Raw genomic sequence first — 16390 nt, forward strand, 5'->3', positions numbered from 1 at the left:
TTCTTCCGCCGTTGCGGGTAACGATGGGCGGGCCTAGCCCAACCGCTCGCCAACCCATCCAGACACGCTCGCCAGCGCAGCGTCGAGATGCTGCGGCTCGGAGCCACCGGCCTGCGCCATATCGGGCCGACCGCCCCCCTTGCCACCGACCTGAGCCGCTACTGCATTGACCAGCTCACCAGCCTTCACTTTAGCGGTCAAATCGCTGGTAACACCGGCAATCAAGCCCACCTTGGTGTCGTTCTCAACCGTGGCCAGCACAACAATGCCAGATCCCAGCTTTTGCTTGAGCTGATCGAGCATACCGCGCAGATCCTTGCTGGAAACGCCTTCGAGCCGCTTGACCAAAAGCTGCGTACCGCCCAGTGCCTGAGCCTCCTGCACCAGATCACCGCTCTGGCGACTGGCTAGCTGCGACTTGAGCTGCGCTACCTGCTGCTCAAGCTGCTGATGCGATGCGACCAGCCCTGCCAGACGCTGTTCGAACTGATCGGGGCGACTCTTGATCTCGGCCGCGGCACGCTCAAGGGTAGTGCCGGTGCGCTGGAAGTGATCGAGCGCCACCTGACCGGTAATCGCTTCAAGACGACGCACTCCTGATGCTACACCGCTTTCAGCGATGATATGGCACACACCGATATCACCGGTACGTACAACGTGCGTACCGCCGCACAGCTCAATGGAGAAGTCATCAGTCCCCATGGTGAGCACGCGCACCTTCTCGCCATACTTGGCTTCAAACAGCGCACGCGCGCCGAGTGCCTTGGCTTCATCAAGCGTCATCAGGCGGGTAGTAACCGGCGTATTGTGACGAATCTCCGCGTTGACGATGCGTTCAATCTCGTCGAGCTGCTCTCGGGTAATCGGCTCGAAGTGCGCGAAATCGAAGCGCAGGCGTTCATCGTTAACCAGTGAACCTTTCTGCTGTACGTGATCGCCGAGTACGCGGCGCAGCGCTTCATGCAGCAGGTGAGTGGCGGAGTGGTTCGCCATGGTGAGCTGGCGGCGGCTGTCATCCACTTCCGCGCTGACCGCTTCACTTATGCTCAGCGAGCCTTCTTCCATGATCCCCTGATGCAGATAGTGTCCATTCTGCTTCTGGGTATCGGTTACCTTGAAACGTCCTTGCGCGGTGCTGATATAGCCGTGATCTCCCACCTGACCACCAGCTTCCGCATAGAAAGGAGTGCGATCAAGCACTACCACGGCGTGCTGACCGGCAGCCAGCAGTTCAATCGGCTCATTTTGATCGTTAAGCAGCGCGACAACCTTGCCCTCATCCTTAAGATTGTCATAGCCGGTAAATTCGGTCTGACCATCAAGGGAGAGTGCTGCCACCTGCTTGGCATCAAACTGGCTGGCCGCACGCGCACGTTCACGCTGGGCATTAAGCTCACGCTGAAAACCGCTTTCATCGAGTTCAATGCCACGCTCGCGAGCGATATCAGCGGTCAGGTCGTAGGGGAAACCGTAGGTGTCATACAGCTTGAAAATCGTTTCGCCATCCAGCGTATTGCCTTCCAGCGCGGAAATAGCGCTATCGAGCATACGCATGCCGTTGTCCAGCGTGCGAGCGAACTGCTCTTCTTCCTTCAACAGCACTTTTTCGATTTGTGCCCGCGCCTCGTGCAGATCGGGGTAGGCATTGCCCATCTCTTCGTCGAGCGCAGCCACCAGTTTGAAGAAGAAGGGTTCACGCACGCCCAGCTTGTGACCATGACGCACTGCTCGACGGATAATGCGGCGCAGCACATAGCCGCGGCCTTCATTGCTGGGCAGAACACCGTCGCTGATCAAAAACGAGCAGGAGCGGATATGGTCGGCGATAACACGCAGCGACGGCTGGTTGATATCCTGCTGGCCGGTAAGCTCGGCCGCAGCCTGAAGGAGCTTCTGGAACAGGTCGATATCGTAGTTGGAGTGAACGCCTTGCAGGACTGCCGAGATGCGTTCAAGCCCCATACCGGTATCAATGGAGGGGTTGGGCAGTGGGTGCAGCTCGCCGCTGGCATCGCGCTCGAACTGCATGAAGACCAGGTTCCAGATCTCGATGTAGCGGTCGCCATCTTCTTCGGGTGTGCCCGGAGGGCCACCGGCCACATCGGGGCCATGGTCGTAAAAGATTTCCGAGCTGGGACCACAGGGGCCGGTATCGCCCATCTGCCAGAAATTATCTTCGCCCAGGCGTGCTACACGTTCGGCAGGAACACCGATTTCATCAATCCAGATCGCAGCGGCTTCATCATCAGTGTGATGCACCGTGACCCACAGTTTATCTTTCGGCAGCCCCAACTCCTGGGTCAGAAAAGTCCAGGCGTGATTGATGGCTTCACGCTTGAAGTAATCCCCAAAGCTGAAGTTGCCCAGCATCTCGAAAAAGGTGTGGTGGCGCGCGGTATACCCGACATTGTCGAGGTCGTTGTGTTTACCGCCGGCACGCACGCAGCGCTGCACCGATGTCGCACGGGAATAGGGACGATGTTCGCGGCCTACAAAAACGTCCTTGAACGGCACCATCCCCGCGTTAACGAACAGCAAGGTCGGGTCGTTATTGGGAATCAGAGAGCTGGACGGGACGCGCGTATGCCCATTGCGCTCGAAGAAGGTTTGAAACGCTTCGCGTATTTCTGCGCTTTTCATCGTCATTCCGTGGTTGATTCGAATTACCGTTACCGTGCCCGCAGGAAGCCGGATCAACCGGTACATTGACAGGATGATGCGGGAAACAAGCGCTGGTGATTACCAGCACTTTGGCGTGATCGCTGATCGACACGGTAATGATGGAAAAAGACGATAGTATACCGCTTGACGTGGCGGTATAAAGAGGAGAGCACCCGATTGACTTAATTGGATCTCATTCATCCCTGCTACAGATGCTTGTTAGACGGGAGTGAAGCAGGCCCATAGGGGATCCTTTGAATACGCGATGCCGCTTAGACGGAGAAGCCGGCAACGATTACTGATCGTCTGCCGCCAGCGCCGCGTAACTTTGCTCAGCGTTGAAACCGCGTGATGCCAGAAAACGCAACCGCTTGGCACGTTCGCGCGCATCGCCGGCCGGGGAGCTGTACTTGCGTTCCAGCACATCTCTTGCCATCGTCCTCCAATCAACCTCGGCGGCTTCCAGCGTCACCGCGATCAACGTCGATGATACGCCGCGCTGGCGCAGCTCCGCCTCGATCTTGAGCGGCCCCTGCCCGCGTCCGATGCGCGAGCGCACAAACACTTCACAGAAACGCTCGTCAGACTGCAATCCCGCCTGCTGTAACTGCTCAATGGCTTCGGCAATATCCTGACGGGTATAACCATTACGCTCCATTTTAGAATGAAGCTCGGCGACTGAATGCTCACGCCGCGCCAGCAGCATGACCGCATGGTCATAAGCGGAAGGAAGGTCGCCAGCGGCGGCGGAATGTTTACCTGAAAACATGGCAAGTTCGCGTTGTTGGACAGTAGATATTGAGAACACGGCGGGTGGAGAACAGCGGAGAGTGAAGAGCGCTTTTTCATCGGTCTGAATAGCGACACAAAGCAGCTTTCACCGGCTAGCCCAGGCTGTTGAAAGCTCCTGATGGGCAAACCTGGTTGATTGGACAAGCTACGCAAGCGCCTGCCTCGCAAAACCGTATCCGACAAAAACGCCCTTGAGGTTCCCTGGGGAGCCGCAAGGGCGATCGTTCAATCACTCAGCAAACATATGCCGTGCGATTACAGCAGATCATCCTGATCGTCGGCGCTTGCACCTGCGCCAGCTTCACCCGTTTCCTTCTCTTTTTCCTCGACCACTGGTGTCTGAAGCAACTGGGCGCGAATCTGGGATTCGATCTCTTCCATTATCGCGGGATTTTCCGACAGGAACTGGGCGGCATTGGCCTTGCCCTGCCCGATTTTCTGGCCCTTGTAGCTGTACCAGGCACCGGCCTTGTCCACCAGGTTGCACTGCACCCCAAGGTCTACTACCTCACCAGCATGATAGATACCGCGACCATACAGGATCTGGAATTCGGTTTGACGGAACGGCGGCGCCACCTTGTTCTTGACGACCTTCACGCGGGTTTCGTTACCGACCACTTCATCGCCCTGCTTCACCGAACCGATGCGGCGAATATCAAGACGCACACTGGAGTAGAACTTCAGCGCATTACCGCCGGTAGTGGTTTCGGGGCTACCGAACATCACGCCGATCTTCATGCGGATCTGGTTGACGAACATCACCATGCAATTGGCGCTTTTGATATGGCCGGTAATCTTGCGCAGCGCCTGCGACATCAGACGCGCCTGCAAGCCCACATGGGAGTCGCCCATTTCGCCTTCGATTTCGGCACGCGGCGTCAGCGCGGCAACCGAGTCAACCACGATCACATCGACACCGCCAGAGCGCACCAGCATGTCGCAGATCTCAAGCGCCTGCTCGCCGGTATCAGGCTGGGACATCAGCAGGTCATCAAGATTGACCCCCAGTTTTTCGGCATAGCTGGGATCGAGCGCGTGCTCGGCATCGATAAAGGCACAGGTTTTGCCCTGCTTCTGAGCCTGTGCAATCACCGAGAGCGTGATGGTGGTTTTACCGGAAGATTCCGGGCCGTAGATTTCCACGATACGACCGTAAGGCAAGCCGCCAATACCCAGCGCGATATCAAGCCCCAGCGATCCACTGGAGACAGAAGGAATAGCCACGCGTGGCGCTTCGCCCATGCGCATGACAGCGCCCTTGCCGAATTGCTTCTCGATTTGAGAAAGCGCCGCGTTGAGTGCCTTGGTACGGTTTTCGTCCTGAGCCATGAAAAGTGTCCGCGTCTGATAATCGAAAAGAGCCGAATAAACTATTTGGCATTATGGGTGAGCACTGCTGCCCCAAAGCCTTGGCGCAATCTTGTGGAATCACCGGAAACCATGTGCAGCAACGAGTGAACACAGCACTACACATGGTTTTATATACAGCATTGTACAGTGCCTATTGCCCAAGCGCTACCGTTGCAACGTTCAGGTCAGCTGTGCAATCAATCCTTCAAGGGCTGCGTCTACTGCCTGAGCGCGCACAGCCTCACGATCACCGCTGAAATGATAACACTCAGCGTGTTGCTGCACCTGGTTGCCCCATGCAATAAACACCGTCCCTACGGGCTTGCGACGGCTCCCTCCTCCCGGGCCTGCGATACCGCTGATCGCCACCGCAAGTGATGCGCCACTGGCCTGGCAAGCGCCAGCCACCATCTGGCTGACTACCTCCGCGCTGACCGCGCCTACCTCGTTGAGGGTCGCGCTCTTTACGCCCAGCTGACGCTGTTTGGCTTCATTTGAATAGGTAATGAAACCGCAGCCAAACCAGCGCGAACTACCGCTCACCGAGGTGATCGCGGTCGCCACGCCGCCGCCGGTACAGGATTCAGCCGTCGTCACAAAAGTGCCTGCCGCGGTAGCCAACTCACCGAGGCGCGACGCCAGTTGAATGGCGCGGGAGCGATAGGGTATTTCGGCCATGACGTACCTTCAATTGAATGGTGGCGCTGCCAGCAGCGCACAATGATCTAATTCGAATCCCGCATCTTCTCGCCACGAGAGAGAATCAGCAAGCTGCCAGCCTGAAGGAGATGAAGAATTAGCCAGCATCGTCTCGCTCAAGAAACATGACAGCCCCCTGTGAGCCGCATATGACCGCGTGATATTCTTCGCCCCATTATCCCGTCAGCCCTACCCTCAGGAGTGGAAGCGCACCGTGTCAGCCAGCGACAGCTCAGCTCAATCAAAACACACCCCCATGATTGCCCAATACCTGAAGATCAAGCACGAGCATCGTGACGTGCTGCTGTTCTATCGAATGGGCGATTTCTACGAGCTGTTCTTCGACGATGCCAAACGCGCCGCGCAGCTGCTGGACATTACGCTCACGGCACGCGGCTCCTCTAATGGCGCCCCCATTCCCATGGCGGGCATCCCTTACCACAGCGCCGAATCCTATCTGGCGAGGCTGGTTAGACTCGGTGAGTCAGTCGCCATCTGCGAGCAGATTGGTGATCCCGCTACCAGCAAAGGGCCGGTAGAGCGTCGTGTGGTGCGTATCGTAACGCCCGGCACACTCCACGATGAAGCCTTGCTCGACGCCAATCGCGACAACCTGCTGGTTGCACTGAGCGCAGCTCCTCTTGCTGCTGGGGAACCAAGCGAGCAGCGCAGTTGGGGAATTGCCTGGCTGGAAGTCGCCAGCGGTCGCTTTGGAGCATTGGAAGTAGTGGGGGATGTTGAGCTGATGGCCGAGCTACAGCGCCTTAGCCCCGCTGAACTGCTGGTGCCGGACGCTTTAACCCTGCCGGAAGGATTGGCACAGCGCAGCGGGCTACGCCGCCAGAGCGACTGGCTCTTCGACTACGACAGTGCGCTGCGACTCCTGTGCGATCAGTTGCAGGTACAGGATCTCAAGGGCTTTGGTGCCGACCATCTCGATCACGGGCTATGCGCAGCAGGAGCGCTGCTTGACTACGCGCGCGACACTCAGCGCGGCGCCCTGCCCCATGTTTCCAGGCTGGAAGTCGAACAGCGTGATGATGCCGTCGTCATTGACGCCGCCAGCCGCCGCAACCTTGAAATCGACCTCAACTTGAATGGCAGCGGCGACAATACGCTGGCCTCCGTGCTGGATACCACAGCGACGGCGATGGGAGGGCGTCTGCTCAGACGCTGGCTCAATCGTCCGCTGCGTGATCGTCAGCAGGTCGAGCAGCGTCAGGCAGCCGTCGCCATGCTGCTGGAGCAAGGTGCGGTTGATAGCTTGCAGCCACCGCTGAAACGGATTGGCGACGTTGAGCGCATTCTAGGGCGTGTGGCGCTGCGCAGTGCGCGCCCACGAGATCTGGCGCGGCTGCGGGATGCACTGGCCGAGCTGCCGGCGCTGGCCGAGCAACTGGCCCGCTTCCCTACCGGCAGCGTGCTGGATCAACTGCGCGAACACAGCGTGCCCTACCCTGAGCTGGCCGCTGAGCTACTGGCGGCGGTCATCGACACACCTCCAGCGGTGATCCGTGAAGGAGGCGTGATTCGTGAAGGCTACGACGCCGAGCTTGATGAACTGCGCGGACTCAGCGAGCACGCGGGCGATTTTCTGCTCTCCATCGAGAAGCGCGAAAAAGCGCGCACCGGCCTGCCAAACCTGAAGGTTGGCTATAACCGCGTGCACGGCTACTTCATTGAAATTCCGCGTACGCAGGCTACCCAGGCGCCTGCCGACTATATTCGTCGTCAAACGCTGAAAAATGCAGAGCGATTCATCATTCCTGAACTCAAGGAATTTGAGGATAAAGCGCTGTCGGCCAAGTCGCGTGCGCTGGCACGCGAAAAGCTGCTCTATGAACAGCTGCTCGATCTGCTCAACGAGCATCTCAGTGCGCTGTCAGCCACGGCGAGCGCGCTGGCAACCCTCGACGTGCTCACGGCATTTGCCGAGCGGGCCGACGCCCTCGACTTCACGCGCCCCATACTGCGCGACGCACCGGGCCTGGAGGTCGAGCAAGGACGCCATCCGGTGGTTGAGCATGTCAGCACAACGCCCTTTGTGCCCAATGATCTGCTCTTTGATGACACCCAGCGCATGTGCGTGATTACCGGCCCTAACATGGGCGGTAAATCGACCTATATGCGCCAGAATGCACTGATTGCGCTCCTCAGCTACACCGGCAGTTTCGTACCTGCAAAGCGCGTCGAAATCGGCCCGATTGATCGCATTTTTACCCGCATCGGCTCAAGCGATGATCTGGCGGGCGGACGCTCTACCTTTATGGTCGAGATGACCGAAACCGCCAATATTCTGCACAACGCCACCGCTCAAAGTCTGGTTCTCATGGATGAGATCGGGCGCGGCACCAGTACCTTTGACGGGCTATCGCTGGCCTGGGCAGCCGCCGAGGAGCTGGCGCGCCTGCAAGCCTTTACGCTTTTTGCCACCCACTACTTCGAGCTGACCACGCTGGCAGAGCAGCATCAGGCCATTATCAACCTGCACCTGACCGCTGCCGAGCATGGCGACGATATCGTCTTCATGCATCACGTAGAGCAAGGCCCCGCCAGTCAGAGCTACGGCATTCAGGTCGCCAGACTGGCAGGCGTACCGCGTACCGTTATTGAGCGCGCACGCGAACAGCTCAGCGCCCTGGAGAAGAACAGCAGTGGCGAGCGCCCCACCATACCGGAGCCGCCTCGCTCCACGCCGCAGCAAAACGATTTATTCGCCAGCACGCCTCATCCTGTCGTGGACGCACTGCAAGCGCTGGATATTGACGGACTAACGCCACGTCAGGCCCTGGAACAGCTTTACCGCTTGCGCGACAAGCTATAGCGCCGCCACATTAACGCGCTTCAGCCAGAACAGATGAATCGCGGTCAGGCCCCTTCCAGCACGATACGGGAAGGGGCCGCATATTGCGAAAACGCACGGTACAGCCTCGACGTAGCTGCCCCAGCATCCTAGAATATGCTCCCCAAAGAGGCGCGCCTGCATTCAGGCTACCTTGAAGAGTTCATCGTTATCCTCCCACTCTTCAGTGTTGCCTGCCCCAAGACTCGTGACCACACGGGCGAAAACTGCGTCCAGACCGTTACGACTTCGGAGAAATTCCATGGCATTTGTTGTTACCGAGAACTGCATTCGCTGCAAGTACACCGACTGCGTTTCTGTATGTCCGGTCGACTGCTTCTATGAAGGCCCCAACTTCCTGGTGATTCACCCCGACGAGTGCATCGACTGCGCCCTCTGTGAGCCAGAATGCCCCGCCAAAGCCATCTTCTCGGAAGACGAACTGCCCGCCGATCAAGAGCATTTTATCGAGCTGAATGCTGATCTGGCCGAAGAGTGGCCCAACATCAGCGAGCAGAAGGACCCGCTGCCCGACGCCGAAGCGTGGGATGGCAAGGAAGGCAAGTTCCAGTACCTCGAAAAGTAAGGCATTTCAGGAAAGCAGGTTGGTATCACTTGCGGGGAGAAAAGCTCGTGGTGAAATCAACCTGTTGCTGGGGCTGAAAGAAAAAGTATTTTTCTTGCTTCTGGAGTCAGCCAGATTACGCCATCGAACATAGTGCGTAATAGCAAGTTAGATACAAATAAGCGACTGAACAATAAAGCTCATCTTATAATTAGCTACCGATTCAGATAGCCAAACATGCGATGAATACAAACCGCTTAAGTCATGCGATTTCACTCCCACCATCCCACTTTATTCTGACAGTCACCCATCTTTCATATCCCCCGCGTTTAATTACTATTCACACTAAAAACAAGGGCTTCACTACTCGATTTTGCTGAGTAATGAAGCCCTGTGCCTTATCTCATCGTATAGGATATTACTGCCTGCCTTTAAGCAGGTAGCGCGTCACGCTTACCCCGCAGCAGCTGGATCACGACCGCTGCCAGGATATTGGCCGCCAGCGCAATCAACCCTGTGTACATGGAGTATGCGTCTCCGCCAATCATCAAGGTATGCACCGGTTTGATACCATCACTGAACGCGAGCCATGTTCCCAACGAGATACCTACTGCCCAGCCAATCAACAAGGCAGGGGCACGGAACCACTTGAAGAACAGCCCAAACACAACCGCCGGGAAGGTCTGGACAATCCAGAGACCGCCCAAGAGCTGTAGATCCAGCGCATACTGGGTAGGGAGGAAAATGATACATGCCAGCGCCCCCACCTTGACGCCAAGAGAGGTGATCTTGGCAACCTTCGCTTCATTGGCGGGAGTCACCTGTGGATTCACATAGGCTTTCCAGAAGTTGCGAGAAAACAGGTTCGCCGCACCAATCGAGAGCACTGCTGCTGGTACCAGAGCACCAATCGCCAGAGCTGCAAAAGCAAAGCCTGCAAACCAGCTGGGGAACAGCGTGTTGAATAGAGCCGGCACGATATCGTTGGGTGAATCTACATGCACATTCGCGGCGTAGGCCATATAACCCAGCATGGCAATCAATCCCAGCAGCACGGTATAAGCTGGCAGGAAAACAGCATTCTTGCGAATGGTATTAGCACTTTTAGCGGCGAAAATCCCCGTCAGGGTGTGAGGGTACATGAATGCCGCCATGGCTGACCCCAGCGCCAGAGTGGCATAAGGCAGATATTGCTGAGGATGCAGTATAAGCCCCGTTGCGCCGCCCTTCGCATCATAGGCTTCGCGTGCCGAATCAAGAACAGCGCCGTAGCCACCCAACTGCATGGGAATCAGGATGATGGCAACAAGCACCACCACATAGATCATGATGTCCTTGACGAAAGCGATCAGTGCGGGAGCACGAAGGCCGGCAGCATAGGTATAGAGCGCCAGAATCAGGAAGGCCGCCGCAATAGGTACTTCACCGCCAAGCCCCAGCGCCTGAATACTCACCTTCATGCCGACCAACTGCAAGGCAATATAGGGCATGACAGCCACAACACCGGTAATTGCCACAGCCAGTTCAAGCCAGCGCGAACCATAGCGCCCCAGCACAATATCGGCTGCGGTGACATGCCCATTGTCGCGCGCTTCTTTCCATAGTTTGGGCATGATGACGAAAACAATCGGATACACCAGCACGGTATAGGGCAGCGCGAAGAAGCCATAGGCACCTACCGCGTAGACAAGGGCGGGCACGGCGATCACGGTATAGGCGGTATAGAAGTCGCCTCCTACCAGGAACCAGGTAATCCATGTGCCAAACTTGCGGCCACCAAGCCCCCACTCATCCAGATGTTCCATGGAGGAGCCTGATTGCCAGCGTGAGGCCATGAACCCCATGATGGTCACCAGGGCAAAGAAGAAGATGAATACCGAGAGGGCTATCCAATTGATCTGGGTAGGCATTACTCGTCCTCCGACTGATATTCACGTTTGTAGAGCACCCATAGAATCAAGGAGGTAATAGGGATGGTGGCAAACTGATACCAGTAGAAGAACGGGATACCCAACCAGGCCGGCTGAACATGGTTGTAAAAGGGCAACCATAGCAAGCCTACGAATGGGAGAAGAAGCAGAAGGCGCATCATGTCATATTTCCAACATCAAGCTGCATACGGCAGCATTTTTTTATGGAGGCACAAGATCCGCTATTCCTGTTGCAGTGGTCAATAAAAAATGGATGAGACTTTGGTAGGGAGAGGGATATTAAATTGCTCTCCATCATCTTGTTTTACATACAAATAAATCATGAATATTTATATAAAAAAGATGATGAAGCAACAATCATGATCCTAAAATCAGTCATTTCTCAATTAAATACCATCCCACCATCAATCAGCAGCGCCTGCCCCGTCATGTAATTAGAGTCCTTCCCGGCCAGGAAGGAAACACCATTGGCTACATCCTCCGGTTCAGAGATACGTCCCAGGGTAATCAGCTTGGCATACTGCTCCATTCCCCACTCAAGAGGTTGATCGTGCTCATCGGCCAGTGCTTGAGCAATACTTTCCATCATCTGAGTACGCACAATCCCGGGACTGAAAGCATTAACCGTAATCCCCAGCGGTGCCAGATCCTTGGCGGCCACCTGGGTAATGCCACGGATAGCAAACTTGGTAGCGCTGTAAACGGCTTCATCAGCATTACCGAGATGCCCCGACTGGGAGGAGGCATTGATAATCTTACCGATAATATCGCCCTTATGAGCGGGTTTACGTTTTTTGAAGTGTTTCACCGCCGCCTGAATGCCCCAATAGGTGCCACCAACATTAACGTCGTATACCCGGCGATATATTTCAGGCGTCACTTCTTCTATGGGTGTAACGAATCCAATGCCCGCATTATTGATCATCACCTCCAGACTGCCCAGCTGCTCAACCACCTTATCTACAGCGGCAAATACTGCCTCGCGATCTGATACATCTACCTGTACTGCCACGCTACGCTGCCCAAGCTCTTCTATCTGTTTAACGATATTCTGAATATTCTGCGACTTGCCCAGCACACCAATATCAAACCCATCTCTTGCAAGCCGCAATGCAATCGCGTGTCCAATGCCTTGGCCTGCACCTGTGACGATGGCTACTTTGGTCATAAGAAAATCTCCTCTTCATTTATACCAATAGTGTCGGTTCAGTTACTTGCTGATCCTGGATAATTGAACGTTGGGGGGAGACCTGCTGTGCATCCAAACGCTGGTGATATTCAGTAACGGCTTGCTCGGGAGTAAGCGTTCGATTGGTTACCGCGCGCATCATGGCAATCATTGATAGTGGATCTTCGGCATCTAGAATCTTGCGTCCGAAGAGTGCCGCACGAGCACCCGCGTGCTGGGCCTGAGAAAGTAGTTCCAGACAGTCACGCGTCGTGCCACTACCACCCCCCATGATGCCCACCACCAGAGTAGGGTCAAAAGCAGCTAACTCGGCCAATGAGTCCGCCCCGTTGTAGGCCAGTTTCAGAAACGCAGGGCGGTCCTTTTCAGTGATGCCGGCTAATGCACGCGTCAGCATATCGTTATTGAAATCACCAAAATCCCTGGGAGCAATGGGAGAGTACGATGGATTAAATATTTCCAGAAAATAACGGACGCCTGCTTCTGCAGCTTCGGCACGAAATTCACGAAAACAGTCCAGTGCAAAGACATCTTCTTCCGCAATACCGCTAAAGGTAACCGAATAGAGCCCAAGGTTGACGGGCAGGTCAAACAGATTGGCAGTGCGGAATGGAGTGGCACTCTGCCGATTAAAATCCGCATGCCTGATGCGCCAGACATCTGTAGTATCATTTAGCCTGACTGCTGGCTGAATCGCACTGTCGGCAAGCGCGCCTCTCTTGTTCAAGCGCTCCATTGTCGATACGGAAGTCAGCATGATATCGACAATATCCTGTTCAATGACTCGCTTAATCTCATCATCAAACTCACCAAGATTGCGGAGTCGGGTATTGGCTCCTCGTACACGCCCTACTCCGGATAAGCCGGCTGCCATATCAGCATCCTTGGCATCCGCAAGAATAAAATCCTCCGGACTGAAACTCCCCTTTTTCATACACTCCAGTTTTTGCTCAAAACGTTTCATTAATATGGTCTCCTTAAATCTTTAAATTCACTATTAATGAGATAATCAAACTATTCGTATGAGGGAGAGTTCTCAGGCGCAGGACTATTCGTGCTCAGTAAGCCTGACGCCACTTCAGGGGAGAGTCGTACACCATGTTGACGGATTGCTTCCTCCCTGCTGCTGGCGATTTCCAGCTGCTGGCGTGCCTCATCCCAGCCCAGGATGTCAGCACATAACGCCGCAACCTCTACGATGACCTCGCTGCTGAGCGATCCTGAAAGCGCAATCGGCAAGCGGCGAAAAAGCACATCAGAGAGATGCTCAACCCGCTCGAATTGGCACACGTAGTAAAACTCACCCCGAGTGTAAGAAGGCAGGGAAGATAATGTTTCATTACCACCAGCACACTCAGCACAGTATCGGGCGATGGCTTCGCCCGTTGTGCCATAACGATCCAGCAAGGCAAGTGCTCGCTGGCTATTGCTTCTGCATGAAGCCGTGGCAACGCGCTCTATCCACCGTTCTTTTTCAGCGGCACTGGTTGGATAATCTTTTCCACCACCAATGGGTAACTCCTTGGTAACCACTTCTCGCGCCTTAGCAAGTTGACGCAATACCTGGTCCGTTACTTCTTCTGAAAAACCACGAAAAGTCGTCCATTTCCCCCCAACCAGAGAGAGTACATTCCACGGCCCAATAGCATCTTCTTCTACCGAATGGTCACGGCTGACCTGCCCCGGGTCCTTGGCATCAGAATTGGGCAATGGACGCACGCCGCTGTAGTGGTAAATGATCTGCTCCCTTTGGAGAGAAATACCAGGGAACAGATCACGAAGAGCATCAATGACATATTCACATTCATCCTCTTCACACACGGCATCATCAGGGTTCTTGATCGGTATGTCGGTAGTGCCAGCAAGCACATGCCCCATAAAGGGGTAGAGAAGTAACAAGCGACCATCTTCGGCCCCAAAGTAGACCATACGACCATTGAGTTCCTGCAGCAGTTGTGGCGAATCAATAATCAGGTGGCCCCCCTTGTTACCACCGATATGCTCAGTCTGCTTGCCTAGTATGGCGTTGATCTGGTCAATCCATGCACCGCCAGCATTGATAACGATTTTAGGTTTTACTTCGAACTCACCCGTTTTTTTATCCTTTAATCGGATAACGTCATTATCAATACCTTCAAGCGCTATATAATTAAGCGCAGCAGCACCATCATGGGTTCGGCACGCCTCTTCAATCAGCTCATAGCCGAGACGCTCCGCCTGTGTAATGGCTGCGTCATAGTAGGTATGCAGCCCCTTCACATCATGACGGATACTTGGCATCGCTTGACGAAGCTTATTGCCCAGCAGCATCGAATGGCGCGGCATACTGCGATAGTGGCGACCAAAAAAGTCATATACATAAAGCCCTAGCTCAGTAATAAGAATACCGCGTTCCTTGATTTTGGCATCCATACGCAGGAATCGTTTGATGGAGGGCACAATGCCAGCACACCAGTTCGTGGTGGGAATCGACGAGGGCAATGGATGAACAAAATGAGGGGCATTGCGTAATAGCAGATTGCGCTCAATCGTCGAATGCTTGACCAGATCGAACTCACCGGTTTCCAGATATTTGAGCCCCCCATGAATCAGGCGTGAAGGCCCAGCGCTGGCACCGGTCATGAAATCACGCTTATCGATAATCAAAACATTCACGCCCTGCAAAGCAAGATCACGAAATAGCCCTACCCCATTGATACCAGCACCAATAATCAGTACATCGACTTCTGGAGTTGTTCTGATCCGATCCAGCGCCGCCTGACGATCAGGGTATGGCGCGTTGTTGCAGGTATTCTGGGTCATCGCGCTGTCTCCTTCTGTTTAACAGATACAGCAGAGACCTCATCCGGGGATTCGCCATAAAGCGTTGGCCAGCTAGGCTTCAAGCGTTCGATCAGTTCGTTGTAATGCTCGAAGCTCTTTTGGCACCTTTCTATATTTGCAGGTATGGGGGAATAGGCGATGTGATTCCCTCCCTCTCCAACCGCAGACTCCAAAGCGTCAAATGCTCCCACGGCAACACCTGCACACATGGCTGCTCCCCATGCGGCCGCCTCTCTGATACATGAGGTTTCAATGGTCAGATTCAGAGAGTCCGCAAACAATTGAGCAAGACGCGGCGAATAGCTGCCACCGCCTGTAATCGAGGCGCGATTGAAATTAAAGGCCGATCCCAGGCCATCAACATGAATACGATGATTAAAGACAACTCCCTCAAGAATGGCCCTGAGAACATGCCCTCGGCCATGCCATCCTCTTAATCCCAGCAAGGCGCCGCTGGCGGGTTCCTTGTATGGGGAGCCGTAGAGAAAGGGGTGATAAATCAGTTGTGAAGGAGAGGCAAATGCCTCTTCCAGCTCATCGTCCATATCCGCCAGGAAGGAAGTGGCGCTGCCTTCATCCCCATGCCGCCACTGACGGTAGAACCATTCAAGATTGCTGGAGGAAGCAGGAGAGATCGCCATGTTTAGCCATTGCCCTGGCCGTATGCCATTACGTGTCGCCCAGCGCAGGTCAGGGCGAGGCTCATCCGAGAAGACCTCATTGATGCTGAAGGTGCCAGTGGTAATGGTCATTTTCCCCGCCTCAGCATTACCCAGCCCTACTGCACTTGCGGTTACGTCATGCAGCCCCGTCGCAACGGGAGTTCCTTCCAGCAGGTGAGTCTCACGGGCAGCTTCAGCACTCACATAGCCTGCAATCTGGTCCGGCATAAGCACTTCAGGAAGCGCTTTTTCAACTTCACTGATGCCGAACAAGGCAAGCGCATTGTCGCTATAGGTTTGCGTATTGACGTTGGTGAAGCCCGTACTTGATTCGGTGAAGTCAGCCGCAATTTTCCCCGTCAACTTGAACCGCAGCCAATCCTTGCATGAAAGAACATGGCCAATTCGTGCATAACGCTCTGGCTGGTTATCCTTCATCCAGGCCAAAAGCGTCACAGGCGCATACGGTACGGGCATTTGACCAACTTCATCCAGTGCTGCCTGCGTCAGGTTCATATCCTGCCAGCGAGCCACGACTGAACGAGCACGTTCGTCCATGGAGGTAATTCCAGGACCGAGAGGCTCCCCTTTGGTATCGGCGACATAAAGCCCATCACCGTGAGCAGTAACGCCTATGGCTGCGATGTCGGCCCCGCTTAAGCGCGCATTTTCCAATGCTTCCCGGATTGCATGGGCACTGCCTTGCCAAGCCTGTGCCATATCACGCTCAACCCAGTTTGGCTGGGGAAAGGAGATCGGTGATGCGCTACGTCCAACACCGATGACCTCTCCTTTCATATCGAATATGACCGCCTTGGTAGAACTTGATCCGCCATCCAGTCCAAGCAAATAACGTCCTGACATCGTAGCCTCCAA

General features: G+C 55.0%; 12 protein-coding genes. 2 read left to right on the forward strand and 10 right to left on the reverse strand.

Annotated features, from left to right (window positions below):
- Positions 1-33: 33 nt before the first annotated feature.
- From alaS to L881_RS0102995, 4 genes are all read right to left on the reverse strand, one after another.
- Positions 34-2640 carry an alanine--tRNA ligase gene (gene alaS / locus L881_RS0102980; RefSeq protein WP_025732235.1) on the reverse strand — a complete coding sequence of 869 codons (2607 nt, stop codon included), beginning with the start codon at positions 2638-2640 and terminating at the stop codon, positions 34-36.
- Between the two features lie 316 nt (positions 2641-2956).
- A complete protein-coding gene (locus tag L881_RS0102985; RefSeq protein ID WP_025732236.1) occupies positions 2957-3430 on the reverse strand; it encodes a regulatory protein RecX in 474 nt (157 codons plus the stop codon).
- A 278-nt stretch (positions 3431-3708) separates the two neighbouring features.
- Positions 3709-4782: a recombinase RecA gene (recA, locus tag L881_RS0102990; protein ID WP_025732237.1), complete on the reverse strand. Its 1074-nt coding sequence runs from the start codon at positions 4780-4782 to the stop codon at positions 3709-3711.
- A gap of 201 nt (positions 4783-4983) precedes the next feature.
- Positions 4984-5481, reverse strand: a complete 498-nt coding sequence (locus L881_RS0102995) for a CinA family protein (RefSeq protein ID WP_025732238.1) — start codon at positions 5479-5481, stop codon at positions 4984-4986.
- Between the two features lie 277 nt (positions 5482-5758).
- Here L881_RS0102995 and mutS point away from each other — a divergent pair, with 277 nt between their 5' ends.
- Positions 5759-8326 carry a DNA mismatch repair protein MutS gene (gene mutS, locus L881_RS0103000; protein ID WP_034578486.1) on the forward strand — a complete coding sequence of 856 codons (2568 nt, stop codon included), beginning with the start codon at positions 5759-5761 and terminating at the stop codon, positions 8324-8326.
- A gap of 280 nt (positions 8327-8606) precedes the next feature.
- A complete protein-coding gene (fdxA, locus tag L881_RS0103015) occupies positions 8607-8930 on the forward strand; it encodes a ferredoxin FdxA (protein WP_025732240.1) in 324 nt (107 codons plus the stop codon).
- 410 nt (positions 8931-9340) lie between these two features.
- On the opposite strand, the gene mctP is transcribed toward fdxA, so the two are convergent.
- The 6 genes from mctP to L881_RS0103045 all read right to left on the reverse strand — a co-directional run bounded on the left by mctP (position 9341) and on the right by L881_RS0103045 (position 16378).
- Positions 9341-10819 carry a monocarboxylate uptake permease MctP gene (gene mctP, locus L881_RS12740; RefSeq protein WP_034578259.1) on the reverse strand — a complete coding sequence of 493 codons (1479 nt, stop codon included), beginning with the start codon at positions 10817-10819 and terminating at the stop codon, positions 9341-9343.
- Positions 10819-11001, reverse strand: coding sequence for a DUF3311 domain-containing protein (locus L881_RS0103025; RefSeq protein WP_342664092.1), 183 nt, complete (start codon positions 10999-11001; stop codon positions 10819-10821). The genes mctP and L881_RS0103025 overlap by 1 nt, the downstream gene beginning before the upstream one ends.
- Positions 11002-11222: 221 nt before the next feature.
- Entirely contained in the window at positions 11223-12008 is a 786-nt protein-coding gene (locus L881_RS0103030) for an acetoin reductase (protein WP_025732242.1), read from the reverse strand.
- A gap of 19 nt (positions 12009-12027) precedes the next feature.
- Positions 12028-12993 carry a beta/alpha barrel domain-containing protein gene (locus tag L881_RS0103035; protein ID WP_025732243.1) on the reverse strand — a complete coding sequence of 322 codons (966 nt, stop codon included), beginning with the start codon at positions 12991-12993 and terminating at the stop codon, positions 12028-12030.
- Between the two features lie 50 nt (positions 12994-13043).
- A complete protein-coding gene (locus L881_RS0103040) occupies positions 13044-14831 on the reverse strand; it encodes a glycerol-3-phosphate dehydrogenase/oxidase (protein ID WP_025732245.1) in 1788 nt (595 codons plus the stop codon).
- The gene (locus L881_RS0103045) at positions 14828-16378 is read right to left on the reverse strand and encodes an FGGY-family carbohydrate kinase (RefSeq protein WP_025732246.1); all 1551 of its coding nucleotides are present in this window, start codon (positions 16376-16378) and stop codon (positions 14828-14830) included. The genes L881_RS0103040 and L881_RS0103045 overlap by 4 nt, the downstream gene beginning before the upstream one ends.
- Between the last annotated feature and the right edge of the window lie 12 nt (positions 16379-16390).

The organism is Carnimonas nigrificans ATCC BAA-78, assembly GCF_000526695.1.
GTDB lineage: Bacteria > Pseudomonadota > Gammaproteobacteria > Pseudomonadales > Halomonadaceae > Carnimonas > Carnimonas nigrificans.

What these genes read in the sequence shown, in the direction of transcription:
- alaS (WP_025732235.1), bottom strand. Translation starts at nt 2,640, where the DNA reads ATGAAAAGCGCAGAAATACGCGAAGCGTTTCAAACCTTCTTCGAGCGC.
- L881_RS0102985 (WP_025732236.1), bottom strand. Translation starts at nt 3,430, where the DNA reads ATGTTTTCAGGTAAACATTCCGCCGCCGCTGGCGACCTTCCTTCCGCT.
- recA (WP_025732237.1), bottom strand. Translation starts at nt 4,782, where the DNA reads ATGGCTCAGGACGAAAACCGTACCAAGGCACTCAACGCGGCGCTTTCT.
- L881_RS0102995 (WP_025732238.1), bottom strand. Translation starts at nt 5,481, where the DNA reads ATGGCCGAAATACCCTATCGCTCCCGCGCCATTCAACTGGCGTCGCGC.
- mutS (WP_034578486.1), top strand. Translation starts at nt 5,759, where the DNA reads ATGATTGCCCAATACCTGAAGATCAAGCACGAGCATCGTGACGTGCTG.
- fdxA (WP_025732240.1), top strand. Translation starts at nt 8,607, where the DNA reads ATGGCATTTGTTGTTACCGAGAACTGCATTCGCTGCAAGTACACCGAC.
- mctP (WP_034578259.1), bottom strand. Translation starts at nt 10,819, where the DNA reads ATGCCTACCCAGATCAATTGGATAGCCCTCTCGGTATTCATCTTCTTC.
- L881_RS0103025 (WP_342664092.1), bottom strand. Translation starts at nt 11,001, where the DNA reads ATGATGCGCCTTCTGCTTCTTCTCCCATTCGTAGGCTTGCTATGGTTG.
- L881_RS0103030 (WP_025732242.1), bottom strand. Translation starts at nt 12,008, where the DNA reads ATGACCAAAGTAGCCATCGTCACAGGTGCAGGCCAAGGCATTGGACAC.
- L881_RS0103035 (WP_025732243.1), bottom strand. Translation starts at nt 12,993, where the DNA reads ATGAAACGTTTTGAGCAAAAACTGGAGTGTATGAAAAAGGGGAGTTTC.
- L881_RS0103040 (WP_025732245.1), bottom strand. Translation starts at nt 14,831, where the DNA reads ATGACCCAGAATACCTGCAACAACGCGCCATACCCTGATCGTCAGGCG.
- L881_RS0103045 (WP_025732246.1), bottom strand. Translation starts at nt 16,378, where the DNA reads ATGTCAGGACGTTATTTGCTTGGACTGGATGGCGGATCAAGTTCTACC.